Here is a 22,095-nt window from a genome sequence, read left to right as displayed (position 1 = left end):
GATTGGTATAATTGCTTTAACGAACTTGAGCAGTACCAGAGCAATGAACCGCAAAAAAAAGATAAATACTATCCTTAAACAAAAGCAGAAAAAGAAAAACGCGAAGCTCCACAAGAGCAACAAGCCTAAATACATCTCGAAAGCCGAAAGAGAAAAGCTTGCACTGCTTGAATCGGAAAAGCCTGAAACCATTGAGCAAGCCGGTGAAGATTTGCAGGAAAACTCCGCTGATAATCCAGTAGAAACTAGGGCGTGTTAACCTTACAACCAATAATCTACTAGCGAGAACGTAGTCACGTACTCGCTAGTTCCACGATTGTTATTCTGGCGAACGATCGGTTGCTAACAAAAGGGCGTCAACAAATAGTTTTGAACTACCAACGCTTGAAGTGGCTCTTGTCACAATTGTTATGTTATAACATCTCCAAATAGCTCACTTACTGTAATCAAAATGAACGCATTAACCGAACCTTCAATGCCTATCACTGAATCCAATGATTTGTTGTCAACGACCTCTATTACTGGTGTCTCACAGTCAAATACCCCGCAAGTGTTAACCAACATCTACCAACCTAAAACCAACATCTGTATTTGGCAAAGACGCTTACCTTCGGAATTTACTGAGGTCATTAACAGACAAATTGATTCCGGCATGGTGATAAAAGCCAATATCAACACCACGGCAGTTGAAGCGTTAGCTGACTTAGAAAAAGCGATCGATATGAACGAGGGTAAGACTCAACTTTGCGAGGACATTGCTCAGCTCGTCGATATGTTTTGCTGTTTATTTGATGCGAAACGAGTGGGATTACGCCTTGCAACATTGTCTAGTCCAATGTGTCCTAAGTTTCACGTTGATAAAGTCCCATGCCGACTGGTAACCACTTACAGCGGTATTGCAACAGAATGGCTTGCAAATGACCACGTTGACCGAACTAAGCTTGGCGCGGGAAGTATCGGATTAACCGACGCAGAGTCAGGTATTTACTCACGGTCTGAACAAATACAGCAACTGCTAGCAGGAGATGTTGCATTGCTTAAGGGAGAAAACTGGCCCGAAAATCTAGGAAATGGATTAGTACACCGCTCACCTGCCGCTCCCGAGGGAGAAAATAGCGCACCTCGCTTATTACTAACCATGGACTTCATTGATTAACAAAGCGAACGGAGAGGCTACACTCCTCTCCGTTGTTAAAAGTGCTTCAAGTTAAAAGTGCTTCAAATGGTTTTGGCCGTCGAGTTACCCTGCTTCACGGCATAGCCAAATCGAAATTTGGCCAAATATTTTATCAACATATTGGTTACACCCAGAGAAAGCGTCATTCCAAATAGAATCGTTAGTACACCAATCGCTTCCAGTCCTGTTAATGCTTTATTTAGAATCAGCACACTCAGTAACAGTGCAATAGGAGGAACCAAAGCAGCAAAAATGGATCCCTTCGCTGAACCTAAATACGTGACCGATTTCGAGTAGAAAACCAACGCCAATACCGCTGTTACCACGCCTTGGAACAGCCCTTGCCCCAACAGAGTCGAAGTTGAAGCCCTGCTGATCATCTCTGCAACGTTGAGCAATAAGTAAGGTAAGCACCATACTGTCGATACGGTAGACACCATGGCCGTCGCAACCCAAGGATTAAGCTTCCAGTATTTTGACATCAGTGTGAAGCCAGACCAAAGCAATCCACTCATTACAAACATGAGATCACCCTTGATGGTTTGAGCTCCCATATCCTGTAACCCGCTCCAGCCTACCGCAATGACTCCAGATACAATCAATAACGTTCCGACTAACCTTGGCTTGCTCATCTGCTCCCGGAAAAGAAAAATGCTCCCCAGCTGAACAAAAACCAACATAGAACTCGGTGCGATCACTCCAAAGTGTGCCCCTGATGAAAGACTTATCCCCTCTAAAGCAAAAAACATGTAAGGCGCACCTGCAAACGTCGCCAGTGCAACCCCTTTTGTGAGGACTTCTTTGACCGGAATCGAAAAGTAAAACAGAACTGGCAGTAAAATAATTCCCGAGATTACGCAGCGAAGAACAATTATGTCGCCCGTTGATAACGCATTTAGTTTTGCCAATTCAGAGACAATCGGCCAACTGCCCCAAATCGCCGCCGCGAGCGATCCAAACACGATTCCACGTGTCATGTCTGAAGAAGAGCTTTTCAAAGTAATCATCCCGTCTAAACATCTTATTTGTGATGATAGGGGCATCCCACTGCTTCATTTCGGCTTATTTTGACTTTAAAACGTCGCTATACTGCAACTTTACTTATGAAATGAAGAAAAGCTGCATGGACGAATTTGACCGACAGATACTTAAGTTAATGCAAGATAATTTGCGTCGAACATCGGAAGAGATGGGCGACAAGTTGGGTTTGTCTCCTACTTCAGTACAACGCCGTCTTAAAAAGTTAAGAACGTCCGGTATGATCAGTCGAGAAGTGGCCATTCTTGATTCCGACCACTTCGATGAATTTGTCACCATCATTGTCGAAATCGTATTGAAGCGAGGTGGGACTGACATCGTCAACGCGTTTAAAAAAAAGGCGTTGTCGTTCTCGCAGGTTCAACAGTGTTATTACGTGGCAGGCAATAATGATTTCATATTAATTGTGAATACCAAAAATATGGAGCAGTACGAGGCTTTCTGTCATGAATGGCTTTTAAATGATGAAAGTATTCACATTTTTAGGTCAAATGTTGCCATGAGTAATGTAAAGCTGGGACTAAATATTCCCATTTAACAGTGTAACGTTTGCCAAACCAAAGGAGGATTAGTGATAGAAGCGATTGAGCTAGGACTGATTTCCTTTATAACCTCATTTGTTGCTGCAGTGATAGGTTTTGGCGGTGGCATGTTACTCATTGCCATTTTACCTAGCTATTTAAGCAGCAGCATCGTCATTCCCATTCATGGGCTGACTCAATTAGCCAGCAACTCATCTAGAATGTTGTTCTCGTGGCAACACGTGAGATGGGAGCTGCTTTGGCCTTTTTTGCTAGGTTCAACTATTGGGACGCTAATTTTCGGATTGTTAATAACGCAAATATCGTTAACTTTTATTCCGTTATTTATTGGGGCTTACATCCTATTAAATTTATGGTGTACGCCTTTTCAAAAATTCATAAGTCGATTCGAAAATTACTACTTAATCGGTTTTTTGCAAACTGGGCTAGGGTTGATTGTTGGTGCAACGGGGCCACTATCGTTAACGGTCCTAGCCAAACAGCTGAGTTCAAAAGATGCGATAGTTGCTACTAGTGCCCTGTTTATGACTGTCAGTCACCTGGCTAAAATCCCTGTTTTTGCGTTTATTGGGGTAGAGCTACTCGACCATCTACCTGTCATTTTCACCATGATACTGGGATCGATTTTGGGGTCATGGATCGGAACCCAACTGCGAGTCAAGGCTAATAACGACGCCATGATACTTCTTATTAAGTTGCTACTAAGCGCACTAGCAACTCACACGCTCATGACATTTTATAAATAACCAATAAACAAACAAAATGTAGACATACCTCCCTCAATAAATAAAATACCCAGCCCATAAAACCAAAAAACAAACGTTTGCTTATTTTTTCGTTTTAAAATTGAGGGTAAGAAATTGACTCCAAGTAAAAGCTTAATGAGTAATATCGGCTTTCAAGTCGTTATTGCAATGATCTTAGGTACCCTAGTTGGTGCCATCATGGGTGAAGACGCCGCGATGTTTGCTCCTCTAGGAACAATATTCATAAACCTAATCAAGATGTTGGTAATCCCACTCGTTGCCGTCGCACTTATTTCAGGAGCTGCTGGCCTCGGCAATAGCACCAACGCTGGAAAAGTTGGAATTTCAACCTTGATGTTCTTCGGTGCGACATCTGCTTTGGCTGTGGCTCTTGCTCTGTTAATGGGTGAAGTGTTTAAGCCAGGGATCGGTATCGATATGTCAGGAGTTGAAGGCATGTTCTCTGCAGAATACGCATCAAAAGGTGAGCTACCTACTTTCTGGGCTACCATCACAGGTATGATCCCAACCAACATTTTTCAATCACTGAATGACGCGAATATTCTACAAATCTTGGTTTTCTGTTTGTTCTTTGGCGTTGCACTTTCTAAGCAGCCAGCAGACCGACGCGATCCTGTTATCAAAGGCGTAAACACTATCGTTGATAGCATGGTTTACATGATCAATTGCGTAATGATCATTGCACCAATTGGCGTATTCGGTTTGATGGCAGAAGCCGTGGGTACGTTTGGTTTTGGCGCCTTGATGGTCGTGTTTAAACTATTCTTGGTGTACATCGCAGCTATTTTAATTTTCGGTTTTGTGGTTTACCCACTGATGGTGCAGTTCTTTACTAAAACTTCGGCGAAGAAGTTTCTTGTGACGATGAAAAAGCCGCAAGCCGTCGCACTGTCTACTGCGTCATCAATGGCTACCTTGCCGGTTACCATGAATACAGTCGAGCATGAACTGGGTGTTAAGAATTCAACCGCTTCTTTCGTACTGCCGTTGGGTGCGACCATCAATATGAGCGGTAACGCAATTTACTACGGCTTAGTGGCTATTTTCTTTGCTCAACTGTTCAACATTGATCTTTCAATGGGTGCGTATATCGCAATCATCGTCACCTCAACCTTAGGTGCGGTCGGTCAAGCAGGTGTTCCTGGCCCGTCTTTCCTCGTGGTCGCGGTACTTCTAGCAGCAGGGATTCCAATTGAAGGTCTACCACTACTATTCGCTTTGGACCGTATTTTTGACATGATTCGTACGGCTCTCAACATCACTGGTGATGCAGCGTGTGCAGTGATCATTGATGAGATTGCAAAAGAAGAGCGTTAATCTAATATCCTGTGGCGGCCAATGACCTTTGGTCGCCATATTCTGTAAGCATACCGATTTGTTAATTCACTCTGATTTATTGGGAAACGACACTTCCAAAACAAGGCAACCGATATCTGTTTTAAATGGACCATGTACTTCCCCTGGCGGACGACTTGCATAGTGACCTTTCTCTAGCCAACTACCAAATGCATCGTCAAACAGCCGACCGTCAACAATAAATACCTCTTCTGGGTATTCGTGACTTTTCCCTGAAAATTGATATGTATCCGTGTTGGGGTAAAAACGAGTTAAACGAGTATATTCACCGGTTAAGGGATCAGAACTCAAAGTAAGCTGCTCTGCGATGTTTTCAAGACCCGGCACTGGCTCCCATAGCGCTTTGTTTAACTCTGCTAACGTATTCCAATACGTCTGAGTCGTTTTAGGCATAGTATAGATTCCCTTCTTTTGCCGCCGATTTTCAGTCTAATCGATAACAACTACCTTGGTCTGTGCCAATTTGAGACTTATCAATTCACTCAATAAAGTGAGATTGGTAATAAGCAGGGGTAACGGCGAGTTTTTTGCGAAAATGTCGTTGGAAATGGGCTTGGTCGGAAAAACCCAGCTCTAATGCTATTTGAGATATGCTCATGCCGCTCTTTAGTAGGGATTTAGAGCGTTTGATTTTTTCATCGATAACGTAAGCGTATGGTGGCAGTCCATAATTACTTTGGAATGCTCGTAACAACTGATATCGACTTAGTCCCACATCTTTAGCTAATACCTCCAAACTTGGCGTATCAGAAATATCGTCTAGTAATCTTTGTCTCACTTGGTCTATTTGCAAGGTTGGACGTTTCTTGTCAGCTACTCCCTCACCAAATACAAGTGCGACAAAATTGGTCAATTGTTCTTGCACTGTTAATGGATGACTGTCTGTCGCCAATGAGCAAAACAGCGACTCGTACATAGTTTTTATTTTGTCGTTTGTCATTAAATCTGATTCAAACGCCAAATAATCTATCGATTCACTTTTCCCTGAAATATCAGTTTGTAACTCACCAAGTCGATTGGCATCGACAAACAACATACTGTATGACCAGTCACCCGCTTCAGGATTACAAGAGTGCACATCTCCCGGGTTGATTGAGACTAAATCACCTTGTGAAATTTGGTGGGTTTTGTCTCGATTTTTGTATAACGCTCGACCTTGAGTGATCAAACCAAACGAGAATTCATCATGAGAATGCGACTGGTAGCAAGCGCTGCTATGACTTGCCACTCGCATCTCTACCCAAGGTAGTGATGTCGATCGTTTAAAACTGGCTGTTTTGTCCTTCTTCATAATTCCAATTTCGTTTGGTTGCTATTTCCAGATCGCGACAACAGACAATGCCAGCAGTATCCCCATGACTTGATTAAAACGCTTTTGGTGTGTTGGGTTGGCTAGCAGACGAACTAGTATCCTACCTAACGCCGCCCATGCACCAATACTGAAAAGACAGACAACTAGAGACACCAGCACATAAATAGTTAACCATTTCTCGTCTTGTCCGACAACAAACAAGCTCACCCCAGACATCGCGACCAACCAGGCTTTAGGGTTTAAGCTTTGCGCAAAGTATCCTGTCCACCAGCCGTAGCGGCTCGTTTTCTCATCAATTGATTCGTCAATTTCCCCTTGTACCGGAGCGGTAAAAATCTTGTACGAAAGATACAATAAGAAAACACTGCCTGCGTATGTCAATACCTGAGTGATCGCTGGTGTCCAATTTGCGACCGTCGTTAGAAACAACCCACACAAAAGTACAACCACCGCATAGGATACCGATGCACCAGCGACATGCCTTGCAGCCACGCCAATTCCTTTATGCATTGCGGTCGAGGTGGCGATAATGTTAACCGGGCCCGGTGAAATCGCTCCTACCAAAGCAAAAACGGTCATTGCCGTTAGCATGTTGTCCATTAAACTCTCTCCTCTTAGTTCAAGAAAAGAGGATAAATAAGAGCCGATGCACTTTATTGAACGATATTGCAGTCAAACTAGAATCACTGCCGCCCGTAATGGCGGTTCACAAGTTTCTCGGTAGTCCCATCTTGCGCCATAACTTCAAGTGTCTGAGCCAATTTGCCGGCTATTGATGAGGAAATCGGAGACAAAGGGTAATTGTCTGCAGATAACGCTTTTGAACGATCATATTTGATATTTTTTTGCAGTTTGATGTGGGGAGATTGTTTTGAAAAACCCAAATACAGGGTTCTGTCTCCTCCGCAGCAATCATAATGAAGACGTATATTCTCTGGATTCTGGGTAGAAAAGAAGTAACGAACCGATTCTCGGTTGTAAATGTAAAAATCTGCTCGTTTTCGTTGAATTAGCTCAAAGGCATCAGCGACCGTCATTTCTGGTACCCTTTGCAAACTGACATCAGATAAATGATCGACCAACCTAGGTGCACCAATTGCTTGGATCACTCTCAATCCAGAAAGCTGTGTTAATTCAGTAATATTGGGTAAATCCTGGCGAGACACACCAATATCTCCACCCGCTAAGCCGTTTGCAATGTAATAGATATAACCTGCCCTCTGCACCGTAAAGGTAAATCCAGGATAAAAGTCGATGGCACCGTACTGCAGATCTTTCAATAATCGAGCTTTGGGTGCGCGAACAACTTTCAACTGACATCCAATTCGCGAAGCTGCTTCTTCAAATAGGTCAAAGTACAGACCTTGATTAGAAGGATGGGCCTCAATTAAAGGCGGCCGAGCACTGGTCCGATAACCCATTTTCAACTCACAAGCCAACACGCCCTGTGTAAAGAATAAGGTTATCAGAACGAGAATGAGTGTCAGTAATCTATTGGTATGGTAAAGATGTTGATACCGGAGATGTTTGCTTATCATAAGCCAGATTAATCATCACTTAACTCTCTAGTAAGCTTAGTTCAAGAAACACTAAGATTGTCAAAACTCAAAACCCGATCGACTCTTTCAGCGTTTTCAGATACCGACGGCTTACCGGAACTCGGTAATCACTGGTGGTCACGATTTCAGCCAATCCGTTCTCCAACAGTTTAATTTCTCTGATATGAGCCAGACTCACCAAGTACTGTCGATGACAACGTATCAATTCCGTTTTTTCTTCAATGACTTTTAACGTCAGTTGCGTGGTGGCTTTTTGCAACGCAGAATTCACTTGAACCCCAGACACATCGGAAAACACACTTTCAACCTCCATAGTCGGCACCAATAAAATACGGTTTAATCCGTGGCATGGAATGTGTTTCAGTGTTTCGGGTACGAGGTCTTGTGGGAGGTTCTGAATCTGATTGGTTACGGTTGATTGAGCAAAACGCCGCTTCAACTTGCCCATTGTTTTTTCAAGACGAGCTGGCTCAACTGGCTTGAGTAAGTAGTCAAACGCATTATCTTCGAACGCCTGAATTGCAAACTCATCATAAGCCGTGACAAATACCACTTGCGGCATGGTGTCCGGATCCAACATAGCCAAAAGCTCTAAACCCGTGATCTGCGGCATTTGAATATCCAAAAACACCACATCGGGTTTGTATTCGTTAATGCGTTTTAAACCCTCTATTGCATTGCTGGCTTCTCCAACCACGTCTATCAAATTGGTCGAGTCCAATAACTCTCTCAGCTCTTCTCGAGCCAACAATTCATCGTCAATAACTAACGCCGTTAATCTCATGCACAACCCTCAACCTGCTTCGCCACGTGGGCGACGGGTAACAAAAAGCTCATCCGTGTAAATACTCGCCGTTTACATTGAACTTGCAACGATGATTCACTACCAAACCGGTTTTCTAATCGCTTCGTGACTATGTCTAGCCCTAAGCCAGAATGATAGTTATCCGGGTTTTCGTAGAGCCCTGCATTGTCTTCTACCGTAATCACAAAGCCATTCTCAACTGACTCGCTAAATACTCTGACCAATCCACCTTCAAGCATTTGGGAAACACCGTGTTTAATGGCATTTTCTACTAACGGCTGCAAAGTAAAACTGGGGATTTTTTGTGAGAGCAATTCATCGGCAATATCAATGTCGACATGCAACCTGTCGCTGAAGCGCGCTTTTTCAATACTTAAATAGGCATCAACGTGGTCCAGTTCTTCTTTCACTGTTACCGTTTCAATGTTTTGTTTCAGGTTACTTCTGAAGAAACGAGACAAGTTAAGCACCAATTCTCTAGCTTTATCTGGATTGCGACGAATTACCGCACTGATAGTGTTTAATGCATTGAACAGAAAATGTGGATTAACCTGCGCTTGCAGTAATTTAATCTCAGACTGCGTCAATAACGACTTTTGCTGCAAATAGCCGCTAAACAATATTTGGCTCGATAACAGTTGTGCTATCCCCTCTGCCATCGACATATTAATAGTGGAAAACAGTTTGTGTTTGCGTTCATACAGTTTGATGGTGCCGACTACTTCTTCCCCAGAACGCAGCGGAATTATCAGCGCAGAACCAAGCTTGCAGTTTTCCGATAAAGAGCATTGGTAGGGTTTCTGTGCTCCATCTAAATAGATAATCGTATTGTTTTCTAATGAGTCCATTGTGCACTGTGACGAAATCGGCGTATTGGGTAAATGATGATCATCGCCAATCCCCACAAACGCGAGAATCTTGTCTTTATCCGTAATAGCTACCGCACCAACTTGCGTTTCTTCATAGACTATCCGCGCAATTTTTTGTGCGTTGTCGTGATTAAACCCACTATGCAAAATTCCGACACAGCGCTCAGCAATGGTTAAAGCTCTTCTGGAATAGGTAGTCGAATACTTCTCAAAAATGGTTTTTCTATCGTACAGAATACTCATAAATAGCGCCGCGCCGACCGAGTTGGCAATAATCATCGGTGCAGCAATGGCTGAGACGAGATCGTACGCTTGAGCAAAAGGTTTAGCGACGATCAGGATGATCAGCATTTGAATAATTTCTGCGACGAAAGTGACTGAAAACACCACCGCTGGATTAAACAAGCTACTTACCCGATTACGTTTAACAAAATACACATGCAATAAACCACCAATCAGCCCTTCCGCTGTTGTCGATATGGTACAAGCCACATCAGTAAATCCGCCTAAGCTATAGCGATGCAGACCACCCGTTAAACCGACAAAAAATCCGACAACAGGACCACCAAACAAACCGCCCATCACTGCACCAATGGCTCTGGTGTTGGCAATGGCATCATTGATGTGCAAGCCGAAATAGGTACCTAAAACGCAAAAACCTGAAAAAAGCACATAACAAATGAACCGGTGTGATGGACGAGGCGACATGTTGAGCAAAGGCAATACAACGGGTGTTTTACTCAGCAAATACGCCAATACCAAGTAAACACACATTTGCTGAAGGAGAGAGATGACTAGATCCATAGTAAGCCTTGAGCACAGTTTTTATTGAGTTAGCTTTCGAGCAAGTGCAGATGCTCAACACAGGGAGTGATTGTACAGCATCAACAAATGATTTAGCTGACCAAACGCAAACAACCCAAGGCCTAGTTAGGCCTTGGGTTGCAAGATTAAAACGAATTATGCAGTTTTCGTTGAGCCTGCAGGTTTTTCCTCATCCGCTAGCTCGGTTTCACCCTTACCTTTCGCAGTTTTGATAACAAACAGTGCAATCGCAATTGCAAATGCCAAACCGGATACTGTTGAAATTTGAATCGGTAAGCCAAAGCCTAGCTTGGTGCTGCTCAAGATAAAAGAAGCACATACTGTCGTCATAAACATCGCTGGTACAGTAGTAATCCAGTGAAGTTTGTTATGACGAAGCAAGTAAGCCGAAGCCGTCCAAAGCATCATGGCCGCCGTTGATTGGTTGGCAAAACCGAAGTAACGCCAAATCACACCAAAATCTACTTGAGTTAACACTGCACCAAGAACAAATAGCGGTAGCGCCATCATCAAACGGTTACGCAGTGTTTTTTGTTCAATATTGAAGTATTCAGCAAGAATCAAACGGCTTGAACGGAACGCTGTATCACCAGAGGTAATTGGCAAAATAACTACACCCAAGAACGCTAGAATACCGCCAAACACACCCAACAAACCAAACGATGACGAGTAAACCACATTACCTGGGCCACCATTAGAAATAGCTTCATTTAAGCCATCTAGTGTACCGAAGAACGACAGCGCAATTGCACACCAAATCAAGGCAATCACACCTTCACCAATCATCGCTCCGTAGAAAACAAAACGACCGTTCTTCTCGTTTTGCATACAACGCGCCATTAACGGAGATTGCGTTGCATGGAAACCAGATACCGCACCACATGCTATGGTAATGAACAGTGCAGGCCAAAGTGGCATGTCATTCGGGTTTAGATTTGCCAGCATATCGCTGACTTGGAACTCACCCATTACGGTATGCTCAGGTGAAACCGCAATTGCCGTCATCAAACCCACAGACATGAAGATAAGCAAGGCACCAAAGAATGGATAGAATCGGCCAATGATTTTATCAACAGGAACAATCGTTGCGATCAGGTAGTAGGCAAAAATGATAGCCACCATCGCGCTCATCGAAATCGTCAAGCTAGTCTGGTCGTTAATCAGCTTAGTAATCATGCCTGCAGGAGCAGATACGAATACCACACCAACCAGCAGTAACAACACAATGGCAAAAATGTTCATAAAGTGTTTTGCGCCATTGCCTAAGTAACGCCCCGCTAGAGTTGGAACCGAAGCGCCGCCATTTCGGACGGAGAGCATACCAGAGAAGTAATCGTGTACCGCGCCAGCAAAGATACAACCCAATACAATCCAAAGCATTGCGGCAGGACCATAAAGTGCACCCATGATAGGACCAAATATTGGGCCAACGCCGGCAATATTTAGTAGCTGTACTAAGTACACTTTTGGTGTCGACATTGGAACAAAGTCAACGCCATCACGCTGCGCGTGAGCAGGTGTTTTTCTGGCTGAATTAATGCCAAATACTTTTTCGACGAATGCGCCGTAAATAAAATACCCACCAATCAACGCTGCCACACAGGTTAAAAACCAAAGCATCACTATTCCCTCTTAAGAGTTTTATTACTGTGCTCAATGTATCTAACTCTTAGCAAGCTAGCATCGACCTATGAGGTGAGTGGTTGTATTTATTAGTGAGCGGCGAAATAGCCAATTAAGCGGTTTGGTTGGAAATGAAATTGTGAACTGAAATATGAAAAACGCTCGGATCTTCCGAGCGTTAAGGGTATGCAATTTAGTCGTTTTGAGCTTTGATTTTGGCTTCTGCGATATACTCAAAAGAGTCATCTATGTATCGTTTTGCTTGCTCCAAATCCACTAATTGACCTGCTGAAACCAGCATGAATATCAGAACCTTAGCCCTACCAAGCGGATCGTCACTTTGAATCAAATAACGAGAAGGTATGGTGCTAGCCGTTAGAAGCAGCTTGGTAAAGGTTTCAACATCTTCTTTTGGCATGTTGACATCGCCCGCTTCAATACCTGCAAGCATGTCTTCCTCCAAATTGACGGTTATCTGACACGCTGTTTGCTCATGGCTTTGGCACAACTCCTTCATGGATTGGCTCCATTCAAAGCTGCTAGTTGCTCGATGCGCGTAGAGCGCCAAACAACGAATCAAGCGTTCAACACCCGGGTCAGCCTCTTCAGACCTTACGCCATACAAATCGTAGTATTCTTCTTCAAACTGCTCATGTTCTAGCTGAGCAAAAACATCAATGAAATGTTCTGGCGATTCAAAATAGGCATAAAACGATGTCCGATTGACACCAGCCAGCTTACAAAGATCGCTAACTGCCATTCCAGCGAGACCCTTTTCAGCGATCAATTTTTGCCCCGCTTCCAGCAGCGAAACTATTGCTCGATATCCCTTCTGCGACTTAACAGTAAAAATACTGTCGATTCTAAATTCTCTCTTCACAGTTGAAACCTATAAAAAAAAGTTGACAGCCTTCAAATTTCATACACAATGTCATTAAATTTAGACACAGTGTAATTTTTTAAAGACTACATGTCAAAAGTGGTGAATCGTATGTTTCCTAGCAAATCAACCTTATCTGCCTTGATGACAACCATTATACTGACAGGTTGCGGGCAAACAGAAGGCAAGCCGGCAGAAACTTCTATCCGACCTGCGAAATTATTTGTGGTAGAAGAAAATCTCAACAGCAAAGTGCTCACTCTTCCCGCTTTAGTGGAAGCGTCTGAACAAGCCATCATGACGTTTCAGGTTCCCGGGCTAGTTACTGAACTAGATTTAAAAGAAGGGCAAACAGTACAAAAAGGTCAGCAAATAGCGCGTTTAGACCAGCGCAATTTCAAAAATGCCGTTGCTAGCGCCAAAGCTCAGTTCCAACAAGCTTCATCCGATTTAAAACGCATTCAATCTTTGCTTGAGAAAAACGCTGTATCTCAGAGTGTGTACGAAAAACATGTCACTCAAAAAGAACTTGCCCGTGTTGCACTGGATAGCGCTGAAAAACAGCTTAGTGACAGCGTTTTGATTGCGCCTTATGACGCCACAATCGCCAAAGTTCACCTCAAAAAGCATGAAAATGTGTCTCCGCAACAGGGCGTTGTCACCTTAATCCAACGAGAAAAATCAAAGGCGGTTGTTCAAGTACCGGCGAGTGTGGTCTTAAAATCTGGATTTGATTTCAGTGAATCTGCAACCTTAACGCTCGATGCAGCGCCAGATACAAAAATCCAAGCACAATTTTTGGAAGCCTCTGCTACTGCTGATCCAGCCACACAAACTTACCAAGTAAGCTTCGAATTTGAAGCACCCGCAGACTGGCGTGTATTGCCGGGCATGACTGGCAACATTATCAGCACCTTACCCCAGTCGGAACTGACCAATAACCACAAACATCACATCCCTATGGGCTCAGTTGTGGGTAACAACGGTGAAACTTGGGTTTGGGTTTTTGATAACGCCACAGAGACAGTGACTCAGAGACCGGTTTCGGTTAAACCGAGCCAGGGCGACCTAGTTTCTGTTGAAGGATTGAACAACGGAGACACCATCGTCAGCGTTGGAGCCCAATATTTATTTGAAGGTGCTCAAGTTCGTCCGCTTTCTTTCTAAGATTCGATTATAGGCAATTTTTTTTATGGCTAGCTTTTTTAATGATCGTAAGCTGCTGAGCTGGATCATCATTCTCATCTTCTTTGTAGCGGGTGGCTCCTCTTATTTTTCTATGCCTCGCTTGGAAGACCCTGAATTCCTAATTCGTCAGGCACAAATTGTGACTCACTACCCTGGCGCCTCACCGGAAGAAATCACTGACTCTGTTGTTGATGTGATTGAAACGGAAATCCAAGGTATGCAAGAGGTGAAGAAAATCACCTCTACCGCCTACTACGGCTATTCCATTATCACCGTTGAAATCAATCACCAGTTTTCCAAAACTCGTGACGAGCTGAATCTGGTATGGACCCGGTTAAGAGGCAAAATCGATAATGCGGTACCAAACCTGCCACGTGGTGCCAGTGAACCCGAGATTAATGACGACTATGGGGATGTTTTTGGACTGTATTACCTAATTACGGGTGATGATTATTCCATTTATGAACTTGAGAACTACGCAAAAGCGCTGCGCAAAGATTTGTTGACCGTTAAAGGCGTCGCAAAGGTCGAGTTACTTGGCGAGCAGATCGAAATGATAGAAATCGAAATGCCACGTGATCGCGTTGCGGCATTTGGTGTATCAATTGCTGATGTGTTCTCCGATCTTAACAAACAGAACAGCGTTGCATCTGCAGGCAGAGTCTTACTAGGCGACCAACGAGTACATATTTACCCAACAGGCACATTGGATTCGGTTGAGGATGTCGCCAATGTGCAAATCTCTGTGCCGCAAAGTAATGAACTGGTTCGATTAGGCGACATTGCGACTATCACTAGAAAAGCGTTTGACCCAGCACAAGACCACGTTCGATTTAACGGTCAGCCGGCCATAGCATTGGGTGTATCCAATATCAGTGGGGCGAACGTCGCTGAATTGGGTGATTCTATCCGCGCTAAACTCAATAGCACTATCGATGAGCGCCCATTAGGTGTTGAAGTCAATGAGTTCTATCATCAAGGTGACGTGGTTAACGAAGCGGTCGAAAGCTTTGCATTAAACGTTCTAATCGCATTGGCCATTGTATTAATCACTCTTGTCCTATTCATGGGTTTTCGCTCGGCGCTGATTATCGGTTTTATTCTTACCATTATTATTGCCGCAACCTTGGCGACGATTAATTTGGTTGGCATTCCTATGCATAGGGTGTCGCTGGGTGCGCTTATTATCGCGTTGGGTATGCTGGTCGATAATGCCATTGTAATAACGGAAGGAGTATTGACCGGCGTTCGATCTGGTAAAGGTGCGCTGTCTTCAGCAAGAACCGTAGTAAAACGCACGCAATGGGCACTATTAGGTGGAACTATCGTTGGTATTATTGCCTTTGCACCAATAGGGTTTGCTCCCGGTGATACAGCCGAGTACACCAACCACCTTTTCTGGGTTATTTGTATTTCGCTCTTGTACAGCTGGATATTTGCCATTGGTTTTGTGCCTATGCTGGCCACTCTTATGTTTAGAGAGTCCAAAACCTCAGATAAGACCACCAATAAAGAAGGCTGGGCAATGCGAGCTTACAAAGCCTTTCTCGATTGGGCCCTAAGACTGCGGTGGCTTACAGTTTTGGCGGCATTTGGTTTATTTATGGCATCACTTTGGGGTTTCAAGTTTGTGGAACAAGGCTTCTTCCCGACGTCAACTACCCCGCAGATCGCCGTTGACTACAACCTACCTCTAGGTACGGATATTTCTCGAACTCTTGCGGATATTGAGAAAATTGAAGAACACGTTTTATCTTACGATGAGGTGGTCAATGCTCAATCAGTGGTCGGTGGTGGTGCGCTGCGTTACATGTTGCTTTACGCCCCAGAACTGCCAAATAGCGCCTATGGCCAAATCATCATTAATGTTGAGAGTTTGGAATCCATTGAGCGTTTAGTTACCCAGATACAAAACCATGTAGATGAAAACTTCCCAGCGGCTCAAACCCGAGTGTGGCGATTTAAAATGGGACCAAGCCAAGGCCCTCGTGTAGAGGCAACCTTCCAAGGCCCTAATCCAGACGTGCTTCGTAATCTAGCGCAAGAAGCACAAGCCATATTTGCTAATACGCCTGAAGCTACTGCCATCAAAACGGACTGGCGAGAAGCGGTACCTGTTGTCGTTCCTCAGTATGATGAATTACGAGGTGCACGCGCTGGTATATCGCGTGAAGATTTTGTCACTGCGCTGAACGCCAACTATAGCGGTTCAATTGTCGGAATTTTACAAGACCGAGATCAGCAAGTTCCGATAGTATTCCGTCCACCAGCCGAAGAAAGGCAAGATCTGTCTACCTTGGCCCAAATTCAAGTACCTAGCTCTTTGCATGGAAGAACCGTGCCTATGTCTGAGCTGATGCACGGCGTTGAAATGGAATGGCATAACGGACAGATAAAACGTGAAAATCGTATTTGGACACTGCGAGTGCAAGCGGATCCAATCCAAGGTGTGACACCTGCACAACTACAGCTTGCGGTTCAAGACAAAATCGAAGCCATTGAACTTCCACCTGGCTATCAATTGCGTTGGGATGGTGAACATGGCGATAGTGCGGAAGCCAATGGAGAGCTAGCGACAACCTTACCTCTCGGCCTTCTCGCGATGGTGTTAGTAGTCATTGTCTTATTCAATGCAATTCGTCAAGCAATTGTGATTTGGCTAATCGTCCCCATGTCTGTAATTGGAGTGACATTAGGCTTAGTTGTCACCGGTACTCCAATGGAGTTCATGGGTATCTTGGGACTGCTCTCTTTATCCGGCTTGTTGATCAAAAATGCAATTGTTCTCGTAGATCAAATGGATAAAGAAATTGAGGAAGGTGTTCCAAGGTACACCGCCGTCATAGATTCCGCCGCTAGCCGTGTAAGGCCGGTAATGATGGGCGCCCTTACTACAGTGCTAGGCATAGTACCGCTAATCTGGGACGTGTTCTTTGCTTCCATGGCAGTGGTTATTGCCTTTGGTTTGGCCTTTGCAACTTTACTTACGTTAATTATTTTGCCAGCACTTTACGCCATCATCTTCAGAATTAAGACCTCAGAGGTATAAACCTCTAGGCAAAGATCCATCCTAAGCGTCCCTTTGACGCGGGAGGTAGTTGGGTAACCAATTACCTCCTTTTTTTATTTTCCGCCGCTCATATCAGCAACTTTATTAACTACACTTTGGAGTAAAAGAATAAAAAAGCTAGGTTAAAAACTATGCTAGGTGAGAAGCTAACAATTGTAGAAAAAACTGCGGTTGTCACTCTTATTGCTCTATTGGTATTTTTTGCAATTCCCAGATTTCTTGTCCTGAATCAAGGCTCTAAGTCTGCTTCAATTCTGGAAATCGAATCACAGTTAAAGGCCGTAATTAACCTGTTTCAAGCTCAGGCAATTGTAAGTCATAAAAATCATTCCTTTGAATTTGAAGGCAAGCAATATCGTGTTACTGACAATTTTTATCCGCAAGTTCGAGATCTATGCAGGCTGATCGATTTACAATCAGAAAGCTATATCAATATTCAGCAGAGACAATTTGCTTGTAAGCTCGGCAACGTGACACGTCGCGGCAATGAAGTTTTGAATTCAATATGGATTGCATTTTCAGAAGATTTACAGCAAGAAGGTTGCGGCTTATTAGTCGAACAATCCAATATCAATGACAAACTGGAGTTCCATAAAACCACTTCAGGGTGTTAATGATTCAACTCACCACCGTATAGACTATTGAAAAAACGACAAATGCTAACCACGATGACACGGTTAAGATTCGGTTGGCATCTAGTATGTGAGTGCAATCAACAGGTTTAACTTCATCTCCAATCCAAGGCTTATCAACCTTTTCACCGAAGTAAATATTGGGTCCACCTAATCGAATACCCAGTGCGCCGGCTACCGTCGATTCAGACCAACCACTATTTGGGCTTTTATGATTATGTCGATCACGCCAGCCTATGGCTAATGCATTGCGCCAATTTAAATTGAGTAAGACCGCAGCCGCACTCATCAGTAACCAAGTTAATCTCGCAGGTATCCAGTTCGCCACATCATCAAGTTTGGCAGAGACAAATCCCAACTCACGGTATTTATCATTTTTGTACCCGACCATCGAATCTAGCGTATTCACCGCCTTGTAAGCCATCGCTAGCGGGACGCCGCCGATGAACAAAAACATCAAGGGTGCGATGACACCATCAACGGTATTTTCGGCCACCGTCTCTACAGTTCCACGAGTAATGGCATCATTTTCAAGTTGAGTGGTATCTCTGCCAACAATATAGGACAGCTGCGTTCGCGCTTCTTGAATGTCACCTTTAGAAAGGGGGGTTAACACCGCTTTAGCGCAATCTTTTAAGCACTTGCCAGCCAATACAGTTAACGCCAACCAAGTTTCAACAACGTAACCCAGTTCGTCGGCCACGCTATAAGCAAGCCAAATCAATGACCACGTAATCGCAAATGTAGTACCAACTACAACTGCCCATAAAATCGCACCACTCAGATACAAGTGAGTCGCTGTTTTAGCAACACGTCGCAGCCGCTTCTCGGTGGTCGAAATCAGTTTACCAATCCAGCGGATAGGATGTGGCCAAGTTGGTGGATCACCAATTAGCGCATCCAATACCAAAGCGATAAAAGCTAACGCAACGAGGTTCATTGTTTGTTGCTTCGGGCTTTGTTTAAGAGTCGGACTAGGCTTTGCGGCGCTTGACCAAAATGCAAATGTAGGTAGCTGGCAAAAGTGTTCTCGACTTGATACCCACCTGCCCATTCGGAGGCGACGATGCCATCTTTCTCTTTCTTAAGGGAAAATGCTGGCTCTAGTTCAGAGTGAAACTCCGAATAATGAAACTCATGACCTTTTAACACTTGACCTTTGGTTGCAATCAAATTGTCTTCATTCGCCGTTGCGTCACAATAGCCAAAGCGCTGTAGACGCTGCGCCATAGTGCTGTAACCGTCGAGCACTCCGACTAAGGGATACGCCTTGCCCTCTCTGTCTTCCACAGATTGGCCAAGATACATCAGTCCACCGCATTCGGCGTAAATCGGTTTGCCTTGCTGATGCGCAAGTTTGAGAGAATCGAGCATTGACTGATTGTTGCTCAGTGTCGGTGCATGTTCTTCTGGATAACCGCCACCAATGTAGACTAGATCGCATTCGGGTAGAGACTCATCATTCAATGGGCTGAAGTAACGTAACTCGAGGCCGCTGCGTTCAAGCATTTCAAGGTTATCTTGGTAATAGAAGTTGAACGCAGCATCTTTTGCGACCGCCATTACTAAGCCTTTACCGGCATCACCTAACGAATCGTAGAAGGTCGATGTGTCGGACTCTGGCTCAGGGATGTCACACAGCGCTAGTAGGCTATCTAAATCGATGTATTTTTCGACGGTTTGCGCCAATACATCCCAGTGTGGATCGTATTTTTCCGACTCCTCCGCGGTCAGCAATCCCAAGTGTCGTTCTGGTAACTCTATACCTTTTAATCTTGGTAATCTGCCCAAAACCGGAATACCACAGTATTTTTCTACGGCGTGCTTAACGAGAGCAAAATGGGTGTCTGTGGTCACCTTGTTAAAAATAACACCGGCCAAGTTCAATTCAGGATCAAATTGCTGAAAACCCATAACCGTTGCGGCAACAGAGGTAGATGCCCCGCCACCATCGACTACCAAAATGACAGGAAAACCGATGTCTCGTGACATTCCTGCACTGCTACAATAATGAGGATCGGTTCCGTAACCATCAAATAGGCCCATTGCCCCTTCGATAACCGCAATGTCCGCTGCGTTGGCGTGGCGTGAAAACACTTCGTTTAATACGTTCGCGGGCAACATAAAGGCATCTAAGTTATGAGAAGGCGTACCTGAGACTTTTGCATGCCAAGCGGTGTCGATGTAGTCAGGCCCAACTTTGAATGGCTGAACTTTCAATCCGCGATTGGCAAGTGCTTTAAGCAAGCCTAGTGTGATGGTAGTTTTGCCACTGCCGCTTCCGGTTCCGGAAATCAGAAATCCCTTCATGTGTATTGAGCCTTAATCTATTGCTGAGCAAGTGTTGTGGATTATACCCAAGTCGACTTAAGATGCAGGCAAGATTGGTGAGTTTTTCAAACAGGTAGTAACAATTCATGGCAAAAGCGGGAACACACGGTGGCAATCGGCTGCAAATGGCGCAACAGGTAGGACTAGATCCTGAGCAGATCGTCGATTTTAGCGCCAATATTAACCCGCTAGGTGTGCCTGATTCTTTAAAAACATTGATAAGTGAAAACCTAGACCAACTGGCCCACTATCCAGATATTGATTACACCGAACTGCACCAAGAATTAGCAAATCATCATCAAATCGATTCCGGCTGTGTACTTGCCGGTAATGGCGCTACCGAACTTATTTTTCTATGGGCGCAAATCTTCAAACCGCAAAAGGCTCTGATATTTGAACCCACGTTTGGCGAGTACCGTCAGGCATTGAAACGAGCCAATTGCGACATTACCACCGTTCAATTAACTGAGGCAGAGAAATTTACCCCCCAACTCAGCCACCTAGAACACATTTCTGATGATCTTGATTGTGTGTTTATTTGCACGCCAAACAACCCAACAGGATTGCTACCAAACCAAGATTTTCTGCAGCGACTAATAACAAGATGTCGCGAGAAACAAGTAGCCCTGTTTGTTGACGAGTCATTTATGGACTTTTTGCCCAACCAACCCAGTCTGGTTTCGCAACTCGCTCAGCTTCACAATGTTTTTGTCCTGCGTTCAATGACCAAGTTCTTTGCCATACCGGGGCTGAGATTGGGTTATCTGCTCTCTAGCAACGTACCGTTATTGCAAGCCATGCACCAAGCAAGAGAGCCTTGGACCATCAATACCTTTGCCGCATTGGCTCCACGGGCTTTGTTACAAGACACCCAATATCAAAACGCCAGCCATCAATGGTTAGTTGAGCAAAATCGATATCTGAAAGACTCTCTGACTCAATTCTCACAGCTAGACGTTTACCCAAGCTTGGTAAACTACGTATTTTTTAAGTTGCTAGTCCCGAGTTTGGATCTGCAAAACGAACTGCTAAAGCACAGTATTTTGATTCGCTCTTGCGGTAACTATTCAGGATTAGACCACTCATTTTACCGGGTTGCAGTAAAATCTGCGGATGACAATCGCAAGCTCATTCAAGCCTTAACCAATATTTTTGAGTCATGATCAGTGTAAGTTGCCCGGGGTCTTGTGGTGAGCTTTATCAAGGCTTCTGGAATCAAAAACCCGTCATCGTCAGTTGCCCAATTAATTTGTTCAGCCGTGTATCTGTTCGTTATCGAGGAGCGATATGCTTTGAAGAGGAGCTTCAAGAGATCCGTGACTGGGAACCGCTTAGCGAAGCTTTTAGCGACAAACCTAAACTCGCTCGTGCATTTGAGCTCGCGGCCAGAACGTTTTTAGCATCCCAACAAAAACTCGCTGACTTAGAATTCTCTTTAAATTCGGAGCTCTCAGTTGGCAAAGGAATGGCGAGCAGCACGGCCGATATTGCTGCCCTGATATGCGCCATGGCAGGTATCAGTGACTATTCATTAACTGACTCTGAGCTCGTTGCTTTGTGCCGGCATGTCGAACCCACCGATTCTACGCCGTATCCACATTATGCGGTACTCGATAGAGTAACGGGCGAGGTATTAAAAAGTTATCCAAACGCCTACTTCCCTGATGCCAAAATTCTAATTCTGGAAGGCGAAAAGCAGGTCTCAACTCAAGATAGATTTACTTCTAGCTTACTCCCTAGAAACACTTACCAACAATATCAAATGGTGTTTAATCAGCTCGACCACGCTTTTGAGCAGAGTCGTTTTGATCTTTTATGTCGGGCTTCTACGGCAAATGCAGAACTAAACCAAGACCGGGTAAAGACTCCAGCTTGGAGACAATTGAAAGAGATACAAAAGCAGTTTAGCTCTCAAGGTATCAATATTGGCATCACCATCGCTCACAGTGGCTCAGTTGTCGGTTTTATTTTTGACTCATTAAAGACAAATGAAAAAGAAATCGTAAACCAAGTTTTATCTAAGGAGCTTTCCGAGTTCTACCCCAAGCAATATACCGCGAAGCTAATCAGCGGCGGGGTTGTCAAAAAGAGCTAGCGAATACTCAATGGCATCGGTCAAAA

The 22,095-nt window shown here is 44.3% G+C and carries 21 protein-coding genes; 10 read left to right on the top strand and 11 right to left on the bottom strand.

What is annotated here, in order from left to right; translation table 11 throughout:
* Positions 1 to 43 precede the first annotated feature (43 nt).
* Both ACXAFJ_RS03450 and ACXAFJ_RS03445 read left to right on the top strand, forming a co-directional pair.
* Positions 44 to 259, top strand: coding sequence for a DUF2986 domain-containing protein (locus tag ACXAFJ_RS03450; RefSeq protein ID WP_475321438.1), 216 nt, complete (start codon positions 44 to 46; stop codon positions 257 to 259).
* A gap of 192 nt (positions 260 to 451) precedes the next feature.
* The gene (locus ACXAFJ_RS03445; RefSeq protein ID WP_475321437.1) at positions 452 to 1,156 is read left to right on the top strand and encodes a DUF1826 domain-containing protein; all 705 of its coding nucleotides are present in this window, start codon (positions 452 to 454) and stop codon (positions 1,154 to 1,156) included.
* Between the two features lie 62 nt (positions 1,157 to 1,218).
* Here ACXAFJ_RS03445 and ACXAFJ_RS03440 read toward each other — a convergent pair whose 3' ends face one another.
* The gene (locus ACXAFJ_RS03440) at positions 1,219 to 2,175 is read right to left on the bottom strand and encodes a DMT family transporter (RefSeq protein ID WP_475321436.1); all 957 of its coding nucleotides are present in this window, start codon (positions 2,173 to 2,175) and stop codon (positions 1,219 to 1,221) included.
* A 125-nt stretch (positions 2,176 to 2,300) separates the two neighbouring features.
* Here ACXAFJ_RS03440 and ACXAFJ_RS03435 point away from each other — a divergent pair, with 125 nt between their 5' ends.
* From ACXAFJ_RS03435 to ACXAFJ_RS03425, 3 genes are all read left to right on the top strand, one after another.
* The gene (locus ACXAFJ_RS03435) at positions 2,301 to 2,753 is read left to right on the top strand and encodes an Lrp/AsnC family transcriptional regulator (protein WP_475321434.1); all 453 of its coding nucleotides are present in this window, start codon (positions 2,301 to 2,303) and stop codon (positions 2,751 to 2,753) included.
* A 33-nt stretch (positions 2,754 to 2,786) separates the two neighbouring features.
* The gene (locus ACXAFJ_RS03430; protein WP_475321433.1) at positions 2,787 to 3,503 is read left to right on the top strand and encodes a sulfite exporter TauE/SafE family protein; all 717 of its coding nucleotides are present in this window, start codon (positions 2,787 to 2,789) and stop codon (positions 3,501 to 3,503) included.
* A gap of 135 nt (positions 3,504 to 3,638) precedes the next feature.
* Entirely contained in the window at positions 3,639 to 4,841 is a 1,203-nt protein-coding gene (locus tag ACXAFJ_RS03425) for a dicarboxylate/amino acid:cation symporter (RefSeq protein ID WP_475321431.1), read from the top strand.
* Positions 4,842 to 4,907: 66 nt separating this feature from the next.
* On the opposite strand, the gene ACXAFJ_RS03420 is transcribed toward ACXAFJ_RS03425, so the two are convergent.
* The 8 genes from ACXAFJ_RS03420 to ACXAFJ_RS03385 form a co-directional block, all read right to left on the bottom strand.
* Positions 4,908 to 5,273, bottom strand: a complete 366-nt coding sequence (locus ACXAFJ_RS03420) for a cupin domain-containing protein (RefSeq protein WP_475321429.1) — start codon at positions 5,271 to 5,273, stop codon at positions 4,908 to 4,910.
* 85 nt (positions 5,274 to 5,358) lie between these two features.
* Complete coding sequence (locus ACXAFJ_RS03415) at positions 5,359 to 6,171, bottom strand: AraC family transcriptional regulator (RefSeq protein ID WP_475321428.1); 813 nt, start codon at positions 6,169 to 6,171, stop codon at positions 5,359 to 5,361.
* Positions 6,172 to 6,192: 21 nt separating this feature from the next.
* Positions 6,193 to 6,792, bottom strand: coding sequence for a LysE family translocator (locus ACXAFJ_RS03410; protein ID WP_475321427.1), 600 nt, complete (start codon positions 6,790 to 6,792; stop codon positions 6,193 to 6,195).
* Between the two features lie 83 nt (positions 6,793 to 6,875).
* On the bottom strand, positions 6,876 to 7,613 hold the full coding sequence (locus ACXAFJ_RS03405) for a substrate-binding periplasmic protein (RefSeq protein WP_475321425.1): 738 nt from the start codon (positions 7,611 to 7,613) through the stop codon (positions 6,876 to 6,878).
* Positions 7,614 to 7,797: 184 nt separating this feature from the next.
* Positions 7,798 to 8,535 carry a two-component system response regulator BtsR gene (gene btsR / locus ACXAFJ_RS03400; protein WP_475321424.1) on the bottom strand — a complete coding sequence of 246 codons (738 nt, stop codon included), beginning with the start codon at positions 8,533 to 8,535 and terminating at the stop codon, positions 7,798 to 7,800.
* Positions 8,532 to 10,229: a LytS/YhcK type 5TM receptor domain-containing protein gene (locus ACXAFJ_RS03395; RefSeq protein ID WP_475321423.1), complete on the bottom strand. Its 1,698-nt coding sequence runs from the start codon at positions 10,227 to 10,229 to the stop codon at positions 8,532 to 8,534. Before ACXAFJ_RS03395 ends, btsR begins: the two co-directional genes overlap by 4 nt.
* Before the next feature lie 156 nt (positions 10,230 to 10,385).
* Positions 10,386 to 11,870, bottom strand: a complete 1,485-nt coding sequence (locus ACXAFJ_RS03390) for a carbon starvation CstA family protein (RefSeq protein WP_475321421.1) — start codon at positions 11,868 to 11,870, stop codon at positions 10,386 to 10,388.
* 196 nt (positions 11,871 to 12,066) lie between these two features.
* Positions 12,067 to 12,753 (bottom strand): TetR/AcrR family transcriptional regulator, encoded by a 687-nt coding sequence (locus ACXAFJ_RS03385; protein ID WP_475321420.1) that lies wholly within the window; start codon positions 12,751 to 12,753, stop codon positions 12,067 to 12,069.
* Between the two features lie 111 nt (positions 12,754 to 12,864).
* On the opposite strand from ACXAFJ_RS03385, the gene ACXAFJ_RS03380 reads away from it, so the two are divergent.
* The 3 genes from ACXAFJ_RS03380 (at position 12,865) to ACXAFJ_RS03370 (ending at position 17,625) form a co-directional block, all read left to right on the top strand.
* A complete protein-coding gene (locus ACXAFJ_RS03380) occupies positions 12,865 to 13,920 on the top strand; it encodes an efflux RND transporter periplasmic adaptor subunit (RefSeq protein ID WP_475321419.1) in 1,056 nt (351 codons plus the stop codon).
* A gap of 25 nt (positions 13,921 to 13,945) precedes the next feature.
* Positions 13,946 to 16,990, top strand: coding sequence for an efflux RND transporter permease subunit (locus ACXAFJ_RS03375; RefSeq protein WP_475321417.1), 3,045 nt, complete (start codon positions 13,946 to 13,948; stop codon positions 16,988 to 16,990).
* A 152-nt stretch (positions 16,991 to 17,142) separates the two neighbouring features.
* A complete protein-coding gene (locus tag ACXAFJ_RS03370; protein WP_475321416.1) occupies positions 17,143 to 17,625 on the top strand; it encodes a pilus assembly FimT family protein in 483 nt (160 codons plus the stop codon).
* Between the two features lie 4 nt (positions 17,626 to 17,629).
* On the opposite strand, the gene cbiB is transcribed toward ACXAFJ_RS03370, so the two are convergent.
* Entirely contained in the window at positions 17,630 to 18,583 is a 954-nt protein-coding gene (cbiB, locus tag ACXAFJ_RS03365; protein WP_475321414.1) for an adenosylcobinamide-phosphate synthase CbiB, read from the bottom strand.
* Positions 18,580 to 19,953, bottom strand: a complete 1,374-nt coding sequence (locus tag ACXAFJ_RS03360) for a cobyrinate a,c-diamide synthase (RefSeq protein WP_475321413.1) — start codon at positions 19,951 to 19,953, stop codon at positions 18,580 to 18,582. The genes cbiB and ACXAFJ_RS03360 overlap by 4 nt, the downstream gene beginning before the upstream one ends.
* Before the next feature lie 107 nt (positions 19,954 to 20,060).
* Between ACXAFJ_RS03360 and cobD the strand changes: the two genes are divergently transcribed.
* Both cobD and ACXAFJ_RS03350 read left to right on the top strand, forming a co-directional pair.
* Entirely contained in the window at positions 20,061 to 21,137 is a 1,077-nt protein-coding gene (cobD, locus tag ACXAFJ_RS03355; protein ID WP_475321412.1) for a threonine-phosphate decarboxylase CobD, read from the top strand.
* Positions 21,134 to 22,069 carry a GHMP family kinase ATP-binding protein gene (locus ACXAFJ_RS03350; protein WP_475321410.1) on the top strand — a complete coding sequence of 312 codons (936 nt, stop codon included), beginning with the start codon at positions 21,134 to 21,136 and terminating at the stop codon, positions 22,067 to 22,069. The genes cobD and ACXAFJ_RS03350 overlap by 4 nt, the downstream gene beginning before the upstream one ends.
* Positions 22,070 to 22,095: the final 26 nt, after the last annotated feature.

The organism is Vibrio sp. ABH4_348 (assembly GCF_056159765.1).
This window is presented reverse-complemented; position numbering and strand designations above follow the sequence as displayed.